The following is a 16854-nucleotide window of genomic DNA, read 5'->3' on the forward strand; positions in this document are numbered from 1 at the left end:
CAATTATCAGGGTCTGAAACGACGGGCTTGCTTCATGATGGGCCTTTGTTTTCAGCAATAAGGGGGGTATGAATTCGTCCCGATGTCAGTCGCGATTGGTGGCTGGAAGCGCGATTTAAAAGTGTGTCAAATGCCGCACTTTAGCCGTTGAGCTTCCGAGGATTTCGCCATTAATGCGGCCAACTTGATGAATCAACTACCGTATAACCCTGACTTCCCAAGCTAGTGGCTTAAAAATTGCTGTTGCGGAAGACGTTTCATTGCCGACTATGTATTCATGGATGCAATCACCGATTCCGATTTACTGGCCAGTTTTCTGCTCTACCAGAAAGAACTCCAGCAATTTTTGACGCGTAAGGTCAACTGCGCCGAAACCGCGGCCGATTTGATCCAGGAAACCTATTTGCGCATCGCCCGCTATTCCGCCGCCGGCGAGGTCGCCAATCAGCGGGCATTCGTGTTTCGCATCGCCGACAATCTGGCCCTTGACCACTTGCGCAGCAGAGCCCGGCAAGAACAGCGCGACGGCGGACTGGTCGGCGAGGATATCGCTTGCAATCAACCGCAACCGGATAGCACGCTGGAGGGACAACAACAAATGGAATTGTTCGAAACACTCATCTACGAACTGCCGCCGCAATGTCGCAAGGTGTTCTTGGCGTGCCGCGTGGAAGGCAAAAGTTACTCCGAAATTGCCGCCGAGCTTGGCATCTCGGCGCGTACCGTGGAAAGTCATATGCATAAGGCCTTGAAGCACCTGAAAGACCGCATCGATTTCTTTTGATGCGCCGCGCGCTCGTATCATGCGACTTAACCCCATTCTAAAATCGTGGCATCATGCCTGCCTCGGCTCTACGCTTCGCGCCCCTAACCATGTCCGATAAGCCCCAATCCCCGTCTTCCGGTTCGCTTTCCGACCAAGCACTGGCCTGGTTTGCCCGCTTGCAAGCGGATGACGTCAGCGACGAAGCACGTCGCCAATTTGAAATTTGGTATCACGCCGACCCCCGCCACGCCGACGCCTACGATAAATCCCGCAAGCTATGGGACTTGCTGCAACAGCCGGCGAAGCGGGTTCAGCAACGTCTGCAAGCGGATGCCGCCCAAACCAAAACGGAACCCTCTCCCGCTGGGAAAGGGCTGGGTGAGGGGCGTTTGCCAGCACCCGCAAGTGGCAGAGCCCTGCACCGGGTTGCCTTGGGTTGTCTCGGGCTGTTGCTGCTGGTGGCCGGCTGGCGGCTGCCTGAACAATGGCAAAACTGGCGCAGCGACTACCATACCGCTGCCGGCCAACAACTCAGCGTCGAGCTGGCGGACGGCTCGCGGCTGACCTTGAATACCGATACGGCCTTGGTAGTCCGTTATAGCGACAGCTTGCGCCAGATCGAATTATTACGCGGCGAAGCCTATTTCGAAGTCGCGCCCAATAAACAAAGGCCGTTTGTCGTAGACGGCGGCCAAGCGACCGCCCGCGCGGTGGGCACCGCCTACAGCGTCCGCAAGCACGCCGACGAGCTGAGCGTCGTCGTTAGCGAAGGCACCGTGGAGGTCGGCGCCGATAGCGCCAAGGCTTTGGTGCATGCCGCCGAACAAGCCGAGTATCGGCAAGGCCGGCTGCAAGCCGTGGCTCAGCTCGATAACGACGATGCGCTGGCCTGGCGGCGGCGCCAAACCGTGTTTCATCGTCAGCCTTTGACGCAAGTGTTGGAAGAAGTTAACCGCTATCGTCGAGGCCGTATTGTCGCTGTCAATCCGCAGTTGGCCGAACGCGTCGTCAACGGCGTCTTCAACAACGGCGACCCCGATGCGGTGCTGGCCGCGCTGACAACAACGCTTCAAGCCAAATCCTTGCGGATGCCGGGGGATCTGGTGCTTTTATATTGACGTGGTCGGTGGGCAGCTTGCGCTATTGAACCGGCCCTTAAATGTTTTAACCGTTCGTGCTGAGATTCTATGGTTTTTGTCAAGCCGCATTATTGAGGCAGTCTATTTTTTGAGCGTCGAATCTGGCACCGGCTTGTTGCCAAAGCGAGAATGCGATGCGTAATAATTTTCTGGCGATAATCACCAGTGCCTGGGTTGCCGAGAACTCTCTGGCTCGTAACACTTGGTAATAGGGTTTCCACACAGCGGTTTTGGCGGCTGCTTGGGCGCAGTTGTACAACACTCTTCGCAGTTCGCCGGGTCCGCGTTTAGAGAGGCGTCGGCGGCCCCGCTTTTGTCCTGAATCACAGGCTCGTGGATCCAGCCCGACAAAGGCTACCGCAGCATCGCTACGGCTTAACGGGACTCGGTCAAACAAGACAGCCAGCTGTGTTGAGGTTTGCCGGCCAATACCCGGTATGCTTTCAAGACGCCGGGCCTCGGCTTTCAGTGCGGGCTGTAAAGCCAATAAGTCATCCAATTGCTGATCGATATGCTTCAGCAAAACGTCCAAGGCGGCCAAGGTGTCAACGAGTGGCGCTTCGAGTTCGTTCACGCTTCGCAGGGCTTTTTGCAACGCTTGGCGGTGCTTGACGACAGTCGCTCGACGCCGTTGCAGTAAAGCCAATTGATGCTGGATCGCCGAAGCGGGTTGATAGGATCGTAAATGACCCCGTTCAGCGGTGATAAATCGCCGGATCATTTGGGCGTCCACTCGATCCGTCTTGCCCCGTCGGCCCAAACCAAGGGCATAATGGCGCATATCCCGCAGGTTCAGCACATAGACAACCATGCCCTTGGATACCGCTCGCTCTGCCAGGAGTTGATGATAATCGCTGGTGGCTTCCAGACCAATATAACTCTCGGTCGGTAACGTCTTCAGCCAGGCATCAATGGCCTCTGCCGTATTGGCAAGCGTCAGCAAACCCTGCTCTGAATCAATCACCAGCTCGTCTTTTGCTATTTATGCCCTCTGGGTACATCGATACCGATCAACATTTCGCTTGTCATACGTCCTCCACCTGTTGAAAAATAAGAGAGTCGGGGTGGTGCGTCTACCGAGTAAGCTTGTGCACAAATCGGCGGTTAAACCGCTAGATTCTTCATCGACTCTGGAAGACGCGATGGGATGAATTCTCAGCGTGGTCTGTCTTAGCAGATACCTGTCGACGTCCCTCCATCCCGACACCCAAAGTCTCCCCGATTCTCTTAAGCTTTACCATACAAGCGTGTCGAAGCACAAGCAGCCTTTCGACAAGTTCAAGGCGAACGGATATTAAAATTTCACAAGACCGGATTAATAAATAGTTAACGACTATAAAAAATATTTTTTCAGCACTAAGGGTAAACCCAAACCCGCGTCGTCTTTGTCGGTAACACCATCCATCGACCAAGGAGATAGACGCATGAAATATCCCGTACCAGCTTGTCGCGGCCCATTCTATGCAGTGCTTGCTGCCGGCCTGTTGACGTCCACTATTACCCTAGCTGCCGAGCAAACCGCGCAAAGCTTTGATATCCGCTCCCAAGCGCTGTCCTCGGCCCTGACGCATTTTTCTGCGCAAACCGGCTTGCAAGTGCTGTATGAAGGCGACATTGCCGAACACATCACCGCACCGGAATTAAAAGGCAGTTATACGTCGGAACAGGCTTTGCAAAATCTGCTGCGCGGCTCTGGGCTGCAATATCGGTTCAGCAACGGTAATACTGTGACGCTGGAAAAGATGGCGAGAACCGAGTCACAGTCATCGACGACTTTGCCTGCAGTCATGGTGACCGGTAAAGCAGGCTATGCGGACAGTGACCCTTACAACTCAAGCTACAATCGGACCACGACAACTACTGCCACCAAAACCGATACCCCCATCTTCGATACACCAGTATCGGTTCAGGTGGTCCCGAGAGCAGTGATGGATGACCAAAAAAGTTCACGGCTTAAAGATGTGTTGGAAAATGTCAGCGGTGTGCGAGCACAGCCTTCATTGGGATATGGCAATGGTTTCATCATTCGCGGTTTTCACAATGCCAGGGTATATCGAAACGGTTTGCTGTCTATCCGTGATGGCGAACCGACCGAAGTAGATGCAGGCAATTTACAAAGTGTCGAGGTGCTAAAAGGCCCTGCTGCGGTTCTATTCGGTCGTATCGAACCCGGTGGTCTTGTCAACATCACTACCAAAAAGCCGCTAGATATCCCGTATTACGCATTAGAACAACAATTTGGTTCGTATGATTTTTACCGCACGCAGTGGGATGCCACCGGCCCAGTAACCGATGACAAATCGGTACTCTATCGTTTTACCGGTGCGTATCAAAACGCAAATTCTTTCAGAGATTTTGTGTCCACTGATCGAGTGTTGGTCAACCCTAGTGTCACTTGGCGACCGACCGATAGAACAGATATGACCTTAAGCGTCGAGGGATTCGATCAGGACTATCGATCAGATTTCGGCATTCCAGTCATTGGCAATCGTCCTGCGTCGATACCAATCAGTCGGTCATTGAACGATCCCAATATTCCTATGAGTAGTATCTCCAAAACGCATCTGAGCACGGAAATTAATCACCATTTTAACGACGACTGGGCGATACATAATCGCTTTCTAGCCAGCTTTAACGAAGCGCATGACTATATGGTTAATCCAACGCCGGCGTTTGGCCCCGCCGAAGACGCCTTGCTCCCCGACGGGACGCTTAAACGCAATATATTCGGTCAAACAGCCGATACCGATCTCTACACTACCAATCTGGATTTGACCGGAAAGTTCATGCTTGGCTCGACCAAGCACGATGTGTTGGTGGGGTTCGATTATTTTCAGGCGACGATGAAGTACCATTATGTTGGTGAATTCAACGACGCCAATCCTGATCTGAATATCAACATTTACAATCCTTGGCCCAGCTACGGAATAAATCCTGCAGTTATTGAACAAACCTTATCGCAACCACCCAATTGCTGCACCACCGACAATTTTGCGTTTTTTAATAACAACTGGTACGGCGCCTATTTTCAGGATCACATTACTCTGTGGGATAAATTGCATATCTTAGGAGGTGGTCGATACGATTGGGCGGAAACCGGTTCATCGTACATGGCTTCATTTGCCGACGCAGAGGCTACCCTACCATCGCGCAAAGACGAGGGTTTTAGTCCTCGCGTCGGTATACTTTTTCAACCCATTAAACAGTTGGCAGTTTACGGCAACTGGACCACCTCGTTCGGTGCCAATAACGCACCAGCCGCTGATGGTTCGACCTTTGACCCGCAAATCGGCGAGCAGTTTGAGGCCGGCTTGAAAACCCAAGGATTCGATGACCGCTTATTGGCAACCTTGGCCTACTACCATCTCACCAAAGATAACATCCTGGTTCCAGATAACAGTACGCCCAACCCGTTCGATAAAATAGCCAACCAGCAACGCAGTCAGGGCATAGAGCTTGATATAACGGGACATTTGACGGATGCCTTGAGCTTGATCGGCAGTTATGCGTTTACGGATGCACGCGTCATTAAAGATTATGCCGGCGATACGGCTGGCCATCGCTTGGCTAACGTTCCAGAGCATTCCGGTAGTCTGTGGATAAAATACGATATGAACGGGCATGCGGCATTGAAAGGCTTAAGCTTCGGTCTGGGCGGTATAGCTGCGGGCGCGCGCGAAGGCGATTTGGCCAATAGTTTTCAACTGCCTGGCTATGTGCGAATGGATGCTTTCGCCGCATACCGGTGGGAAATCAACAAAACTCGGGTCACCGCACAGTTCAATCTACGCAATCTACTCGATAAGCGCTATTACGAGTCGACCGATCCTGAGTCCAACGTAACCCCCCGTTTAAGTGTTGCTCCAGGTGCACCGTTGACAGCTATCGGATCGATCAAGGTGGAGTTTTAAGCGTTTGTATTGGATGCAAGCATGATGTTTAGCCTCTGGAATAACTCTAAATAGCACGACATATTCGGAGAGATAACAGCTTCAAGTTCGTCCAATTGCTTTTAACTTTAAGGTTTTATCAATCCCGCAGCATCAGAAAAATGCTACGGACGGGATCAAGAACCCCATCCGACCGAGCAAATCGGTATGGGCATTCCGGGCCCGATTACAATCTCGGCGGCAACGCTGCCTGCAAAAGCGTCGAGGAAACAGGCTCCCCGCAAAGATTAATCGCCACCCTGTGCGCGTGAAATAACACAGTTTAGAAAATCACGCCGCAGCCCTTGGGGCGAAAATTCGCCGGCATGGCAGGCCGCGTCTATGCTGAGAGCTCATCTGCACAAATCGGGCGCAAATATTGCTGCGTAAAACGCCACACCTTGGCTGCCCAGCGTTAACTGCCCCATGCTCGAATTGACCGCCACCGACATTGCCGATCTGATGCATAAGCATCGCCGCGAATTATTGGGTTTTCTGTCGCAGCGCATTAGTTGCGCGGAAACCGCGCAGGATATTTTTCAAGAGACGTTTATCCGCTACGCCGGCTACGGCGGTAAAGACCGCGTCGAAAACCCCCGCGCCTTTATTTTCCGCATCGCCGCCAATCTGGCCACCGATTATCTACGCAGCCACAGCCGCCATTCCGGAAGAGACATCCAAACCTCCGCCGCCGCCGAGGCGGAGGGCGGCGAGCAATCTGCCCTATCTGTTGAACGGACCGTCATGTCGCAACAACAACTGGAGCAGTTAATCGCCGCGCTGGACGAGTTATCGCCCAAATGCCGGGAGGTATTCGTCCTGCTTAAACTCAAGCATTGCAGCTATGCGGAAGTGGAACAAAGGCTGAGCATTTCGCAAACCATGATTTTCAAATACTTGACCCAGGCCCTGCGCCATTGTCGGCAGAGGATCGGCGACCTGGATTGAACGGGATGCCTTTATCGGCAAACACGCCTGTGTTTATCCAGCCGGCGTTTTATAATCCGATTCCCGAATCGACCGCGGCGCAGCCTTCTTATGAACCCACCCATCCCGCCTTTCCCCGACGCCGACGTGAATGAGCAAGCCGAATACTGGCGAGCTTTGCGCGAATCGCCGTTCTTCGACAGCGAGCAGGATCTGCGCTGGCGAGCTTGGTTGGCGGCCAGCCGGGAAAATCAGGAAGCCTGGCGGCAGACACAGCACTTTTTTGACTGTATAGAGCGCTTAAACCCGGCACAAATCGACCGAATCGAACGGGAAGTAAGGACCGCGAACGGCACGCCACATGACACTCCGGCCCGGAGACTGCCCCAGCGCAGCCTGCGGATGTTGCCGATTGCCGCCTGTCTGATGCTGGCCTTTGGTTTGGGGTGGGCATTCAGCGCCGGCTTCTTTGCCGATTTCCGAACCGGCACCGGCGAACAGCGTCGAATTCAACTCAGCGACGGCTCTTCGGTAATCCTGAATACTGCCTCGTCGTTGTCGGTGGAATTTTCCGAAAGACAACGCGTGATCCGCCTGCACGGCGGCGAGGCCTATTTCAAGGTGGCTGCCGATGCGGCCAGGCCGTTCGAGGTGGTGACGAGCGGCGGTCGAGTCAGGGCCTTGGGTACGGCTTTTGATGTTAAACAATGGCAGGGCGACCTGGCGGTCACGGTCTACGAACACAGCGTGCGCGTCGCGTTCGCCGATGGCGAGACCTTGGAAAGCCTGACGGCAGGTCAACGCGTCGCGTCGGCTGGCGATAAAGCCGGGCTACCGGAAAGTGTCAATTTAAAGCAGGTCGGTGCCTGGCAAGAACGGCGCCTAGTGTTCAAGGAAAAGCCGCTGCGACAAGTGGTGGATGACCTGAATCGCTACCGTGCCGGAAAAATAATCATCGCCGATCCGGCGCTGGCTGAGCATTTGGTCACCGGCATATTCGACGCCGACGACCCGGAAGCGGCGTTGAATGTCATCGAAAAAACCTTGGGAGCCAGCGAAACCCGCTTGACCGACGCCTTGGTGATCTTGCGTCGCCCATAAGATTTCGCCGCGCTGATTGCCTGGTCTACCGCCGCGAAACCGCGCCGTTTGGCCTCCAGCTAAAAAAAATTCTCAACCGGGTTATAAAACTCACGCGCTCCGTCGTCTTTGCTTACGAACCCACACGGATACCGCGAAGGAACGCCTTCTTCGCGAGCCGTTATCCGCGTATTTAAAGCCAGGAGGCCGGATGAGTAAGCGTTATTCCTTTGTTAACCCGCTCTGTTTCACCCTTTTTGCCGCCACCCTAAGTGCCAGCCCGTGGTGTACGGCGGAGAGTGAAATCAATTTCACGATTCCCGCCGCGCCCTTGGCCGACGCCCTGCTGCAATTTTCCGAGATCAGCGGCGTCAAGGTGTTCTTCAGCTCGCAATTGACCGACAGGCTGCGCGCCAATGCCGTACAGGGCCGTTATACGCCGGAACAGGCATTGCACAAGCTATTGGACGGCTCCGGTCTGGCCGCAAAATCAACGGGCGACGGTACTGTAACCTTGGAAAATTCGACTAAGCCGGTAGAACCGCAATCGGCCAATTCCACGACCATGCCGGCGGTGACGGTCACAGGCAAATCCGGCTATGCCGACAGCGATCCGTATAATCCCGATTACAACCGCACCAGCGCCAGCGCCGCCACCAAGACCGATACGCCGATCATGGAAACCCCGGTATCGATTCAGGTAGTGCCCAGAGCGGTGATGAACGATCAAAAAACCACGACCATCAAAGATGCGCTCGAAAACGTCAGCAGCATACGTCCGCAATCGTCCTTGGGTCTGAGCAACGCCTATATAGTCCGTGGCTTTAGGAACGGCCGGGTTTATCGCAATGGCTTGGTCGCCAACGGCCTGGGTATTGGCGAAGGAGCTCAATTCGATTCGGCGAATCTGGAGCGTGTCGAAGTGCTGAAAGGTCCGGCAGCGGTTTTGTTTGGCCGTATCGAGCCCGGCGGCTTAATTAACCTGGTCACTAAAAAACCTCGCGACGAGGCCTATTACTCGGTGGAGCAGCGTTTCGGCGCGTACGATTTTTATAGAACCGAATGGGATGCCACCGGACCGATAACCGGCGATAAGTCGTTGAGCTATCGTTTTTCCGGCGCCTATCAAAACAACAAATCGTTTCGGGATTTTAATTTCAATGACCGGGTGCTGGTAAATCCCTCTTTGACCTGGCGCCCCAGCGATGCAACTGAAATGTCCCTTGAGGTCGAGGCCTTGCATGAGGATTATCAGGTTGACAGAGGTTTGTTCGCTATTGGCAATCGCCCGGCTCCGATTCCGGTTAGCCGCTCTTTTATCGATCCAGATGATCCGGTCGATACTAACTCCAAGGTAAATCTTGGCTTTAATCTAAGCCATGCTTTCAACGATAACTGGACCTTGCGCAATCGCTTCCTGGCTTCGTTTATTTACGATAAAAATACCTCGGTCAAACCCGCCAACGGCTTTACCGTCGAACAGTTTCTCGATCCGAGCACGGGTAATCGCCGCTATGCACGGAATATATTTTCTCAAACCTCCGACAACGAAACCTATACGACCAATCTGGATTTGACCGGGAAATTTAACTTATGGGGACTCAGCCATCAGACTTTGGTCGGTGTCGATTATTTACGCGCGGTTGGCAGCTATGAATTTTATGGCAACTACCAGGACCCGGTGCCGGGTTTGGAGATCGATATTTATAATCCCCAATACGGTATCGATCCGTCTTATTACGCCAATGCACTGGCAACGCCCGCCGACGGTGGGGCTAACCATTACCTGTTCCGCGACGACTGGTACGGCGCGTATTTTCAGGACCACATTACCCTGTGGGACAAAGTGCATATCCTCGGCGGTGGCCGCTACGATTGGGCAAGAACCGGCTTGGGCATAGGCGATTCGACCAACGCCGCCGATGCCGCCTTACCTTCGCGCCGAGACGAAGGCTTTAGCCCAAGGGTGGGTGTTCTCTATCAACCCTGGACCTGGGCCAGTATCTACGGCAATTGGACCACGTCATTCGGCGCTAACAACGGCATAACCGCCAGCGGCGCGACGATTAATCCGGAAATCGGCGAGCAATTCGAAGCCGGGGTCAAAACCGAATTTTTCGATCAGCGCTTGTCCACCACCTTGGCGTATTACCATTTAACCAAAGAAAATTTAATGACTCGCGATTTCAATAGCCCGGACCCGTTCGCCAGCGCGGCTATCGGCAAAGCTCGCAGTCAAGGTATTGAGTTGGATATGGCGGGGCGGCTTACCGACGAGTTCAGCATCATCGGCAACTATGCCTTTACCGATGCCCGCATCACCCAAGATTTTTCCGGTCTGCAAGGCCATCGTCTGAATAACGTACCGGAGCATTCCGGTAGTCTTTGGCTCAAATACGATATTCATCACTACGAACCGTTGAACGGTTTGAGCTTTGGCTTGGGCATGTTCGCCGCCGGGCAACGGCAAGGCGATAACGACAACACGTTTGCGTTACCCGGCTACGCCCGCTTGGATGCCTTTGCCAGCTATACCTATCATCTGGGCAAATCCCGGCTGATCACCCAATTTAATGTCCGCAATCTGCTGGATAAAACCTATTACGAATCCACCGATCCTTTCCAAAATGCGCCGCCGCGTGTGGGTATTTACCCTGGTGCGCCGCTCACGGCGATGGGATCGGTGAGATTGGAGTTTTAGTCAGCTCGGCTTAGGCCGATGACACATTTAAGCAGGTCGGGATTTGCACCCCCGACCTAAACCTTTCAACTCCGCCTGGCCTGTCCCTAAAACCGGCGCGGCCAAGCGCCGGCCCTATCGAATCAAACGTCAATCAGCATGGGAATTTTTCGTGCTGCTACGTCCTATATAGCAACAGCCGAACCATGGTTTATTTTCGATTAAAACGATGAACATCCACGACGAACGCCTTGGCGCGACACCGCCTCACCCACCGGCAAACCAGCGCCTGGCGCGTTTGAAAGCCAGAGATGGTTGGTTAACCATCCATCTCTGGCTGGGACTGACGCTGGGCCTGTTGCTGTCGATCTACGGCATCACCGGCAGCATCTTGGTATTTCACGCGGAAATCGACGAATGGTTAAACCAAGAACTGTTGACCGTGGTTCCTCCCGATCAAACGGCAAGCTACAAACCGTTGGCGAATGTTTTCGCCGCCGGCCAAGCCATCATGCCGCCTGAGGTCAAGCCGACCTTCGCCACCTATCCGCGCAACGAGTTGGCCACATTCCAGATATCGTATGCTTTGCCCGTCAGCCGGGATGTCATGCAACTCTGGCAAGTAGGTGTCGATCCCTATACGGCGAAAGTAACCGGCAAACGTTTGATGCGATCCTCGGATAAATGGCTACCCAACACCCTTATCATCTTGATGTTCGAACTCCATTACGCGTTATTGATACACGGCGAAACAGGCGAAGTCATCGTCGGCATTTCCGCTGCGCTATTGCTCATTTCATCGCTGACCGGCCTGATCGTCTGGCGGCCGTTGACCGGCAAATGGCGGCAGGCGCTGACGTTTAAAACCGGAGCCGGCAAGGTTCGATTCAATTACGATTTGCACAAAGTCAGCGGTTTTTACACGCTGCCGGTGATGATTCCGGTATTCTTTTCCGGGATTTACTTTGTACTGCCGCATAACCTGGTGCCGGTTTTAGAGCTGTTTTCACCAGTGACTTACCGTTACTGGTTTCAATCCACGCCACCGTTTGCAAACGCGCCGGCCATCGGCATGGATAAAGCGGTGGAAATTGCGAAGCAGCGTTATCCGACCGGCCGGCCGCATTGGATTTACGGCGCAGTGGCGCCTACAGACACCTACACGGTTTGTCAGGATGGTGTCGATGCGCCCGGCAGCATTTTGCAACGCCGCTGTACAGTGATCGACCGTTACAACGGAAAGATTCTGGATCTGGACGACCCTAGTTTGCCGACAGCTTCTGCCGGCGAAATATTCACCCATTGGCAGTGGCCGCTGCATTCCGGTCAGGCTTTCGGTATGACTGGGCGGATATTGGTGTTTCTCACCGGCTTGGCTTGTCCGGCCCTGTTCGTCACCGGCGTGATTCGCTGGCTGCAAAAACGGCGGGGCCGACAAAGGCTGCTGAAATGACTGGATTTAAGGGGCGGGTTCAATCACGAAGCACAACAACTCATGTTCTGCGTGCCTATGGAACCTAATGGCGGCGGCGCAATTTCTCGGCGACTCGCATCGTTTTGCATGGCCTAGTCAAGTTCTGTCCGATTTCAGCGGTATTCGGGCGCATAGCAATAATTTAACTATGTTAAATAAATAACAAAATTCCGCCATATCCCTCACTTTTAACCCTGCCTCCTAAGCTTCACTCAACTGCTTTCGCTTTAAACCCGCAAAAATAGCTTTAGCAACGAGTCTGGCATGAATATTGGTTGATCGCCCAACTATCGATACCAAAATCCGCACACCCGAAGCCATGAGCAATGCTTTCCATATCTCCCGCCTGATCGAAACTTATGACGAGGAATTGCGCCGGGTAATGTTCAGACGTTGCGGCTGTATCGATACCGCGGCCGACATTGTGCAGGAAACCTACCAGCGCATGTTTGCCGGCAATTTGTGGCAGCAGGCCGACAATCCGCGCGCCTTGCTGCATCGCATAGCCGCCAACCTGGCTACCGACTACGAACGCCGCCGCAATACTCGCAATCAGCATGTAGACCATGACGATACCGGTGAAGCTGCCTTGCAGGTCAGCGACGGCATCGATCCGGAGCAAATCAATCTGGCGCGCGAACGTTTGGACCGCTTGGTCGCGGCTGTCGATAGCCTGCCGACCAAGTGCCGAACGGTTTTTGTGTTGCGCAAATTCGAGGACCTTAGCCACGCCGAAATTGCCGAACGCCTGGGTATATCCCGCAATATGGTGGAAAAACATCTGCGCAATGCTTTAGCCACACTACAAGAACTCGACGATCTGTAGCCGATTCGCTCCTGTTTTCACTGGGTTATGCGTCTTATAATGGCAAACCCGACACCCTGAACCGCGCCGATGACAATCTTTTGCCTTCATCTTTCCCCGCTAGTCCGCAAGATGTTTGCGTACGCGTGGTACCAACACCTAAAAGCGCAATGAAAATCTCTGCCGAGATCAAAGCCCGTGCGCGCGACTGGTGGGTCAGACTGGACAGCGGCGAATTGAACGCCGATGAACACGCCGAGTTTGGCCGCTGGCTAGCCGCCGACCCCTTGCACCGGCAGGCCTACGATCAACTACGTGAACTATGGGGCGCACTGGAGGCTGCGGCATCAAGACTTACAGTACCAGCCATAGTCAAACCCAAACCGGTTTGGCGCACGTGGCAATGGGCATTGCCGGCCTTGGCGGGAGGCTGCCTGGCCCTGTGGCTGTTTAACCCATTGTGGATTATGTTACGCGCCGATTTTCACACCGGCTTCGGCGAGTTGCGCGACATTCATCTAAGCGACGGTTCCATCGCGCATCTGAACAGCAATAGCGCATTGGAAGTACACATAGACGGCGCGCGGCGGCAATTGACATTATTGCAAGGCGAAGCCTGGTTTGAAGTCAGTCCCGATAAAGCTCGCCCATTTCAAGTATCTGCCGAACATGGCAAGGTCACGGCATTGGGCACGGCTTTTAATGCGCGGTTACGCGACGGCAAAACCGAAGTCAGCGTCACTCAGCACAGCGTGGCGGTGGATTTGGCGCAATCAGGCCGTGAAGCCCGGCACACCGTGATCAGCGAAGGCCAGCAAGTCGTCTACAGCAGCGAATCCGGGTTGGAACAGCCGCAAAACATCGATACGCAAACGGTCACTGCCTGGCAGCGCGGCAAACTAGTATTCGAGAACCGGCCCTTGGGCGAAGTACTTGCCGAGTTGAACCGCTATCATCGCGGATATTTGTTAATCAACGATGCCGAGCTGGCCCAGCGCCGTGTCAATGGCGTGTTTCGTACCGATCAACCACTGGCAGTGCTCGACACCCTGGAAACCTCTCTAAAGCTGCATTCTTCCAGGATTGGCGATTATCTGATCGTACTGCATCGCTAACAGCAGTATTTGAACCGGAGCGAGCTCGCGTCCATTCGTCAGTTGCGAGCATGCCTCCCCTAGCCCGCCGCACCCTCCGCCCAATCTAAAATTATTCATCCTTCGCCTCCTGTTTTACTCAGGTCGTGCGTCAAATCAAAGTCAGTCACGATTTAACAAAATAGAGGGAGTTTCATGACTTTGAAAAATACATCGACCAAGCGCCTGACCGGACCGGCATCGGCCTTGTTTTTAGGCGCGGCATTAGTAGTTTCCAGTGTCGCCAGCGCGGAAAGCGCGAGCCGGCCATTCAATATCCCCGCCGGCTCGCTGGCTACCGCGCTAAACCGTTTAGCGGAAACCGGCGGCTTGCAGTTGGTCTACGACGCCACCATCGCCGAAGGTTTACAAAGCAAGGGCTTAAGCGGTAACTACTCGCCGGAGGCGGCATTGCGGCAATTACTCAGCAATAGCGGCCTGAGTTACCGTGCCGCCGAAAACGGCAATATATTGATCGAAAGACAGACCTTGAATTACAAGCAGGATCCGACGGCGTTACCGGCGGTGAATGTGGTTGGCAAGGCTAACTCCTATTTTGAGGGTGAGGATCCCTTCAGTACCGATTATAAGCGCAGCAATGCTTCCACTGCGACCAAGACCGACACGCCTATTATGCAAACACCGATGTCGGTAAAAGTGGTGCCCAATGCGGTATTGAAAGATCAGCAGGCAATAACCATCGATCAGGCGCTCAGAAACGTGAGTGGCGTCAGTAGCGGTTGGGGTGGTAGCGGCCACTTTTTTGTTCGCGGTTTCGGCAGCTATATCAACTACCGGGATGGATTTTTGAGCCAGGGCGAATGGGCACATACCGAAGATCTGGAGAACGTCGAGCGGGTTGAAGTTCTTAAAGGTCCAGGCTCCATTCTATACGGGCGAACCGAGCCTGGCGGTATTGTTAACTTTGTGACCAAACAGCCTCTGGATATCCCCTATTACAGCTTGCGCCAACAATTCGGCTCCTTCGATTTATACCGGACCAGTGTAGACGCTACCGGCCCGCTGAACTCGGATAAAACCCTGGCCTACCGTTTCAACTTGGGGTATCAGAGCAATCATTCCTTCCAAGAGTTTGGTGGAAATGAACGCCTGATGGTGGCACCAACTCTGCGTTGGAACATAAGCGACCGAACCGTCAGCAGCGTGAAGCTGGAATATAGCAACATCAAGGAGCTTGGAAACGGAACGGTTCCGGTTATGGGTAACCGGCCGGCGCCCATTTCCAGGGAGCGAAACTTAGGTGATCCATGGAATTACCAGGAGGACGAATACTTCATGCTCTCGTTGAATACCGAACATGAATTTAACGATAACTGGAAGCTGCGTCATCGCTTTAACTTTAAAAATTACAATTTGACAATGTCGGCCAATGGCGGCTCGAGTGCCAATCCATTGACTGGCGATGTCGGGCGGGCATTTTTTGCGCAGAATACCGATGGGCAAGATTTTCAACATAACTTTTTCAACGCACTGGAACTTACCGGCAAGTTCGATACTGCGTTCTTGAAACACAATTTGCTGTTGGGAGGAGACTATTATCGAACCGATTATCGGGCGACAATGGCCGGGTTTGGCTCCGATCCGGCGCTCTACGACACATCTAATGTTTATAGTCCTTTCCATACCGCGGCGGCTCCGGTCATACTACCCACAGACATCACTTATTCCAATTCCACGATTCCCTGGTTCGGCTTATACGCGCAGGATCAAATCGAATTGCCCTACCATTTTCATGTGTTGGCAGGCTTACGTTATGACAATGCCGACTTGTTTTACGGCAGCTCCGGCGAGTTCGGCAGCGGGCGAAATCCGGATACCCATTCGGAACGGGTCTCACCTCGTGGTGGCGTGGTTTGGCAACCGATCCCGGAACTTTCGCTGTATGGTAGTTATACCGAAAATTTTGGCGCACCAAATTACTGGGGGGGTGACGGTAAACCACTTCCTGCCCAAACCGCTGATCAGTGGGAAGTTGGCGCCAAAACCGAATTGTTCGATGGCCGTTTATCGGCAACCTTGGCGTATTACGATTTGACCAAGCGGAACGCGCCAATTGCTACATGGTTGGCGTTTTCGCGGGCACAGGGCGAAGCCGAAACCCGGGGTATTGAATTTGATGTGAGCGGCGAAATTCTGCCGGGTTGGAATGTAATCGGCGCTTATTCCTATATGCCATTTGCCAAAAGCATCAAAGACGAAACCGATCCAACCGTTATAGGTAAACGCCTGAACAACGCCCCAAAGCATAACGGCAGTTTGTGGACAACCTACCAATTGCAGGATGGTGATCTAAAAGGTTTAAAGCTAGGCGCCGGTATGCAAGCACTTAGTCAACGGGAAATCGGTTATTACGAAACCGCACAAGCGCCTGGTTATGTGGTATTCAATATGATGGCAAGCCAGGCTTGGCAAGTTGGCAACTCAAAAATTACAGCGCAGCTCAATATCGACAATCTACTCGATAAAACCTATACGGCGGCCATTTACAGTTACGGACCTACTAATTACGGCGCACCTCGAACATTTATGGGGGCTATCAAAATAGAGTACTAGACCCAACAATCCTGCCGGGTTGGATTATTCGGCCCGGCTTGACATTTTGGCATTGCTTCGTTGCCGCCAAAGCAGAGGGCAATCAAAATTCCGTTTGGGCCAACAAAGGACTGTGGCGAAACGATAACTTGGTGTTTTTTGCTCGGACAGGCGAGAAACTGTCGGTCTGATGGAATTGCTTGAATCATCCCTGCCTGGATAAAAGCGTTTTTTCCGCGCTTTTATCCAGGTTGTCCTTGGCGTCATTGTTTCCATGTTCACGGGGGAGAGAACTTAACATCCTTGATACCGGTTCTTATATAACAATATCCATGCCAAAGCCTGCAAAGCTTATTTTATAAGGCTTT

11 protein-coding genes are annotated in these 16854 nt (G+C 53.3%); 10 read left to right on the forward strand and 1 reads right to left on the reverse strand.

Going from position 1 to position 16854, the window contains the following annotated elements; translation table 11 throughout:
* Positions 1–277: 277 nt before the first annotated feature.
* Together ACH50O_RS17255 and ACH50O_RS17260 are read left to right on the forward strand one after the other, a co-directional pair.
* Entirely contained in the window at positions 278–784 is a 507-nt protein-coding gene (locus tag ACH50O_RS17255) for an RNA polymerase sigma factor (protein WP_446808987.1), read from the forward strand.
* 89 nt (positions 785–873) lie between these two features.
* The gene (locus tag ACH50O_RS17260) at positions 874–1884 is read left to right on the forward strand and encodes a FecR family protein (protein WP_446808988.1); all 1011 of its coding nucleotides are present in this window, start codon (positions 874–876) and stop codon (positions 1882–1884) included.
* Between the two features lie 79 nt (positions 1885–1963).
* Here the strand turns inward: ACH50O_RS17260 and ACH50O_RS17265 are convergent, their stop codons facing one another.
* Complete coding sequence (locus ACH50O_RS17265) at positions 1964–2869, reverse strand: IS110 family transposase (RefSeq protein WP_446808989.1); 906 nt, start codon at positions 2867–2869, stop codon at positions 1964–1966.
* Positions 2870–3329: 460 nt separating this feature from the next.
* On the opposite strand from ACH50O_RS17265, the gene ACH50O_RS17270 reads away from it, so the two are divergent.
* The 8 genes from ACH50O_RS17270 (at position 3330) to ACH50O_RS17305 (ending at position 16507) form a co-directional block, all read left to right on the forward strand.
* Positions 3330–5816, forward strand: a complete 2487-nt coding sequence (locus tag ACH50O_RS17270) for a TonB-dependent siderophore receptor (protein WP_446808990.1) — start codon at positions 3330–3332, stop codon at positions 5814–5816.
* Positions 5817–6260: 444 nt separating this feature from the next.
* Positions 6261–6782: a sigma-70 family RNA polymerase sigma factor gene (locus tag ACH50O_RS17275; protein WP_446808991.1), complete on the forward strand. Its 522-nt coding sequence runs from the start codon at positions 6261–6263 to the stop codon at positions 6780–6782.
* 90 nt (positions 6783–6872) lie between these two features.
* The gene (locus ACH50O_RS17280; RefSeq protein WP_446808992.1) at positions 6873–7862 is read left to right on the forward strand and encodes a FecR family protein; all 990 of its coding nucleotides are present in this window, start codon (positions 6873–6875) and stop codon (positions 7860–7862) included.
* A gap of 190 nt (positions 7863–8052) precedes the next feature.
* Positions 8053–10542, forward strand: a complete 2490-nt coding sequence (locus ACH50O_RS17285) for a TonB-dependent siderophore receptor (protein WP_446808993.1) — start codon at positions 8053–8055, stop codon at positions 10540–10542.
* A gap of 208 nt (positions 10543–10750) precedes the next feature.
* Positions 10751–11974, forward strand: a complete 1224-nt coding sequence (locus tag ACH50O_RS17290; protein WP_446808994.1) for a PepSY-associated TM helix domain-containing protein — start codon at positions 10751–10753, stop codon at positions 11972–11974.
* A 292-nt stretch (positions 11975–12266) separates the two neighbouring features.
* A complete protein-coding gene (locus ACH50O_RS17295; protein WP_446808995.1) occupies positions 12267–12821 on the forward strand; it encodes an RNA polymerase sigma factor in 555 nt (184 codons plus the stop codon).
* Positions 12822–12970: 149 nt separating this feature from the next.
* The gene (locus ACH50O_RS17300) at positions 12971–13915 is read left to right on the forward strand and encodes a FecR family protein (protein ID WP_446808996.1); all 945 of its coding nucleotides are present in this window, start codon (positions 12971–12973) and stop codon (positions 13913–13915) included.
* 174 nt (positions 13916–14089) lie between these two features.
* The gene (locus ACH50O_RS17305; protein WP_446808997.1) at positions 14090–16507 is read left to right on the forward strand and encodes a TonB-dependent siderophore receptor; all 2418 of its coding nucleotides are present in this window, start codon (positions 14090–14092) and stop codon (positions 16505–16507) included.
* Positions 16508–16854 lie beyond the last annotated feature (347 nt).

It is taken from the genome of Methylomonas sp. 2BW1-5-20, assembly GCF_052474515.1.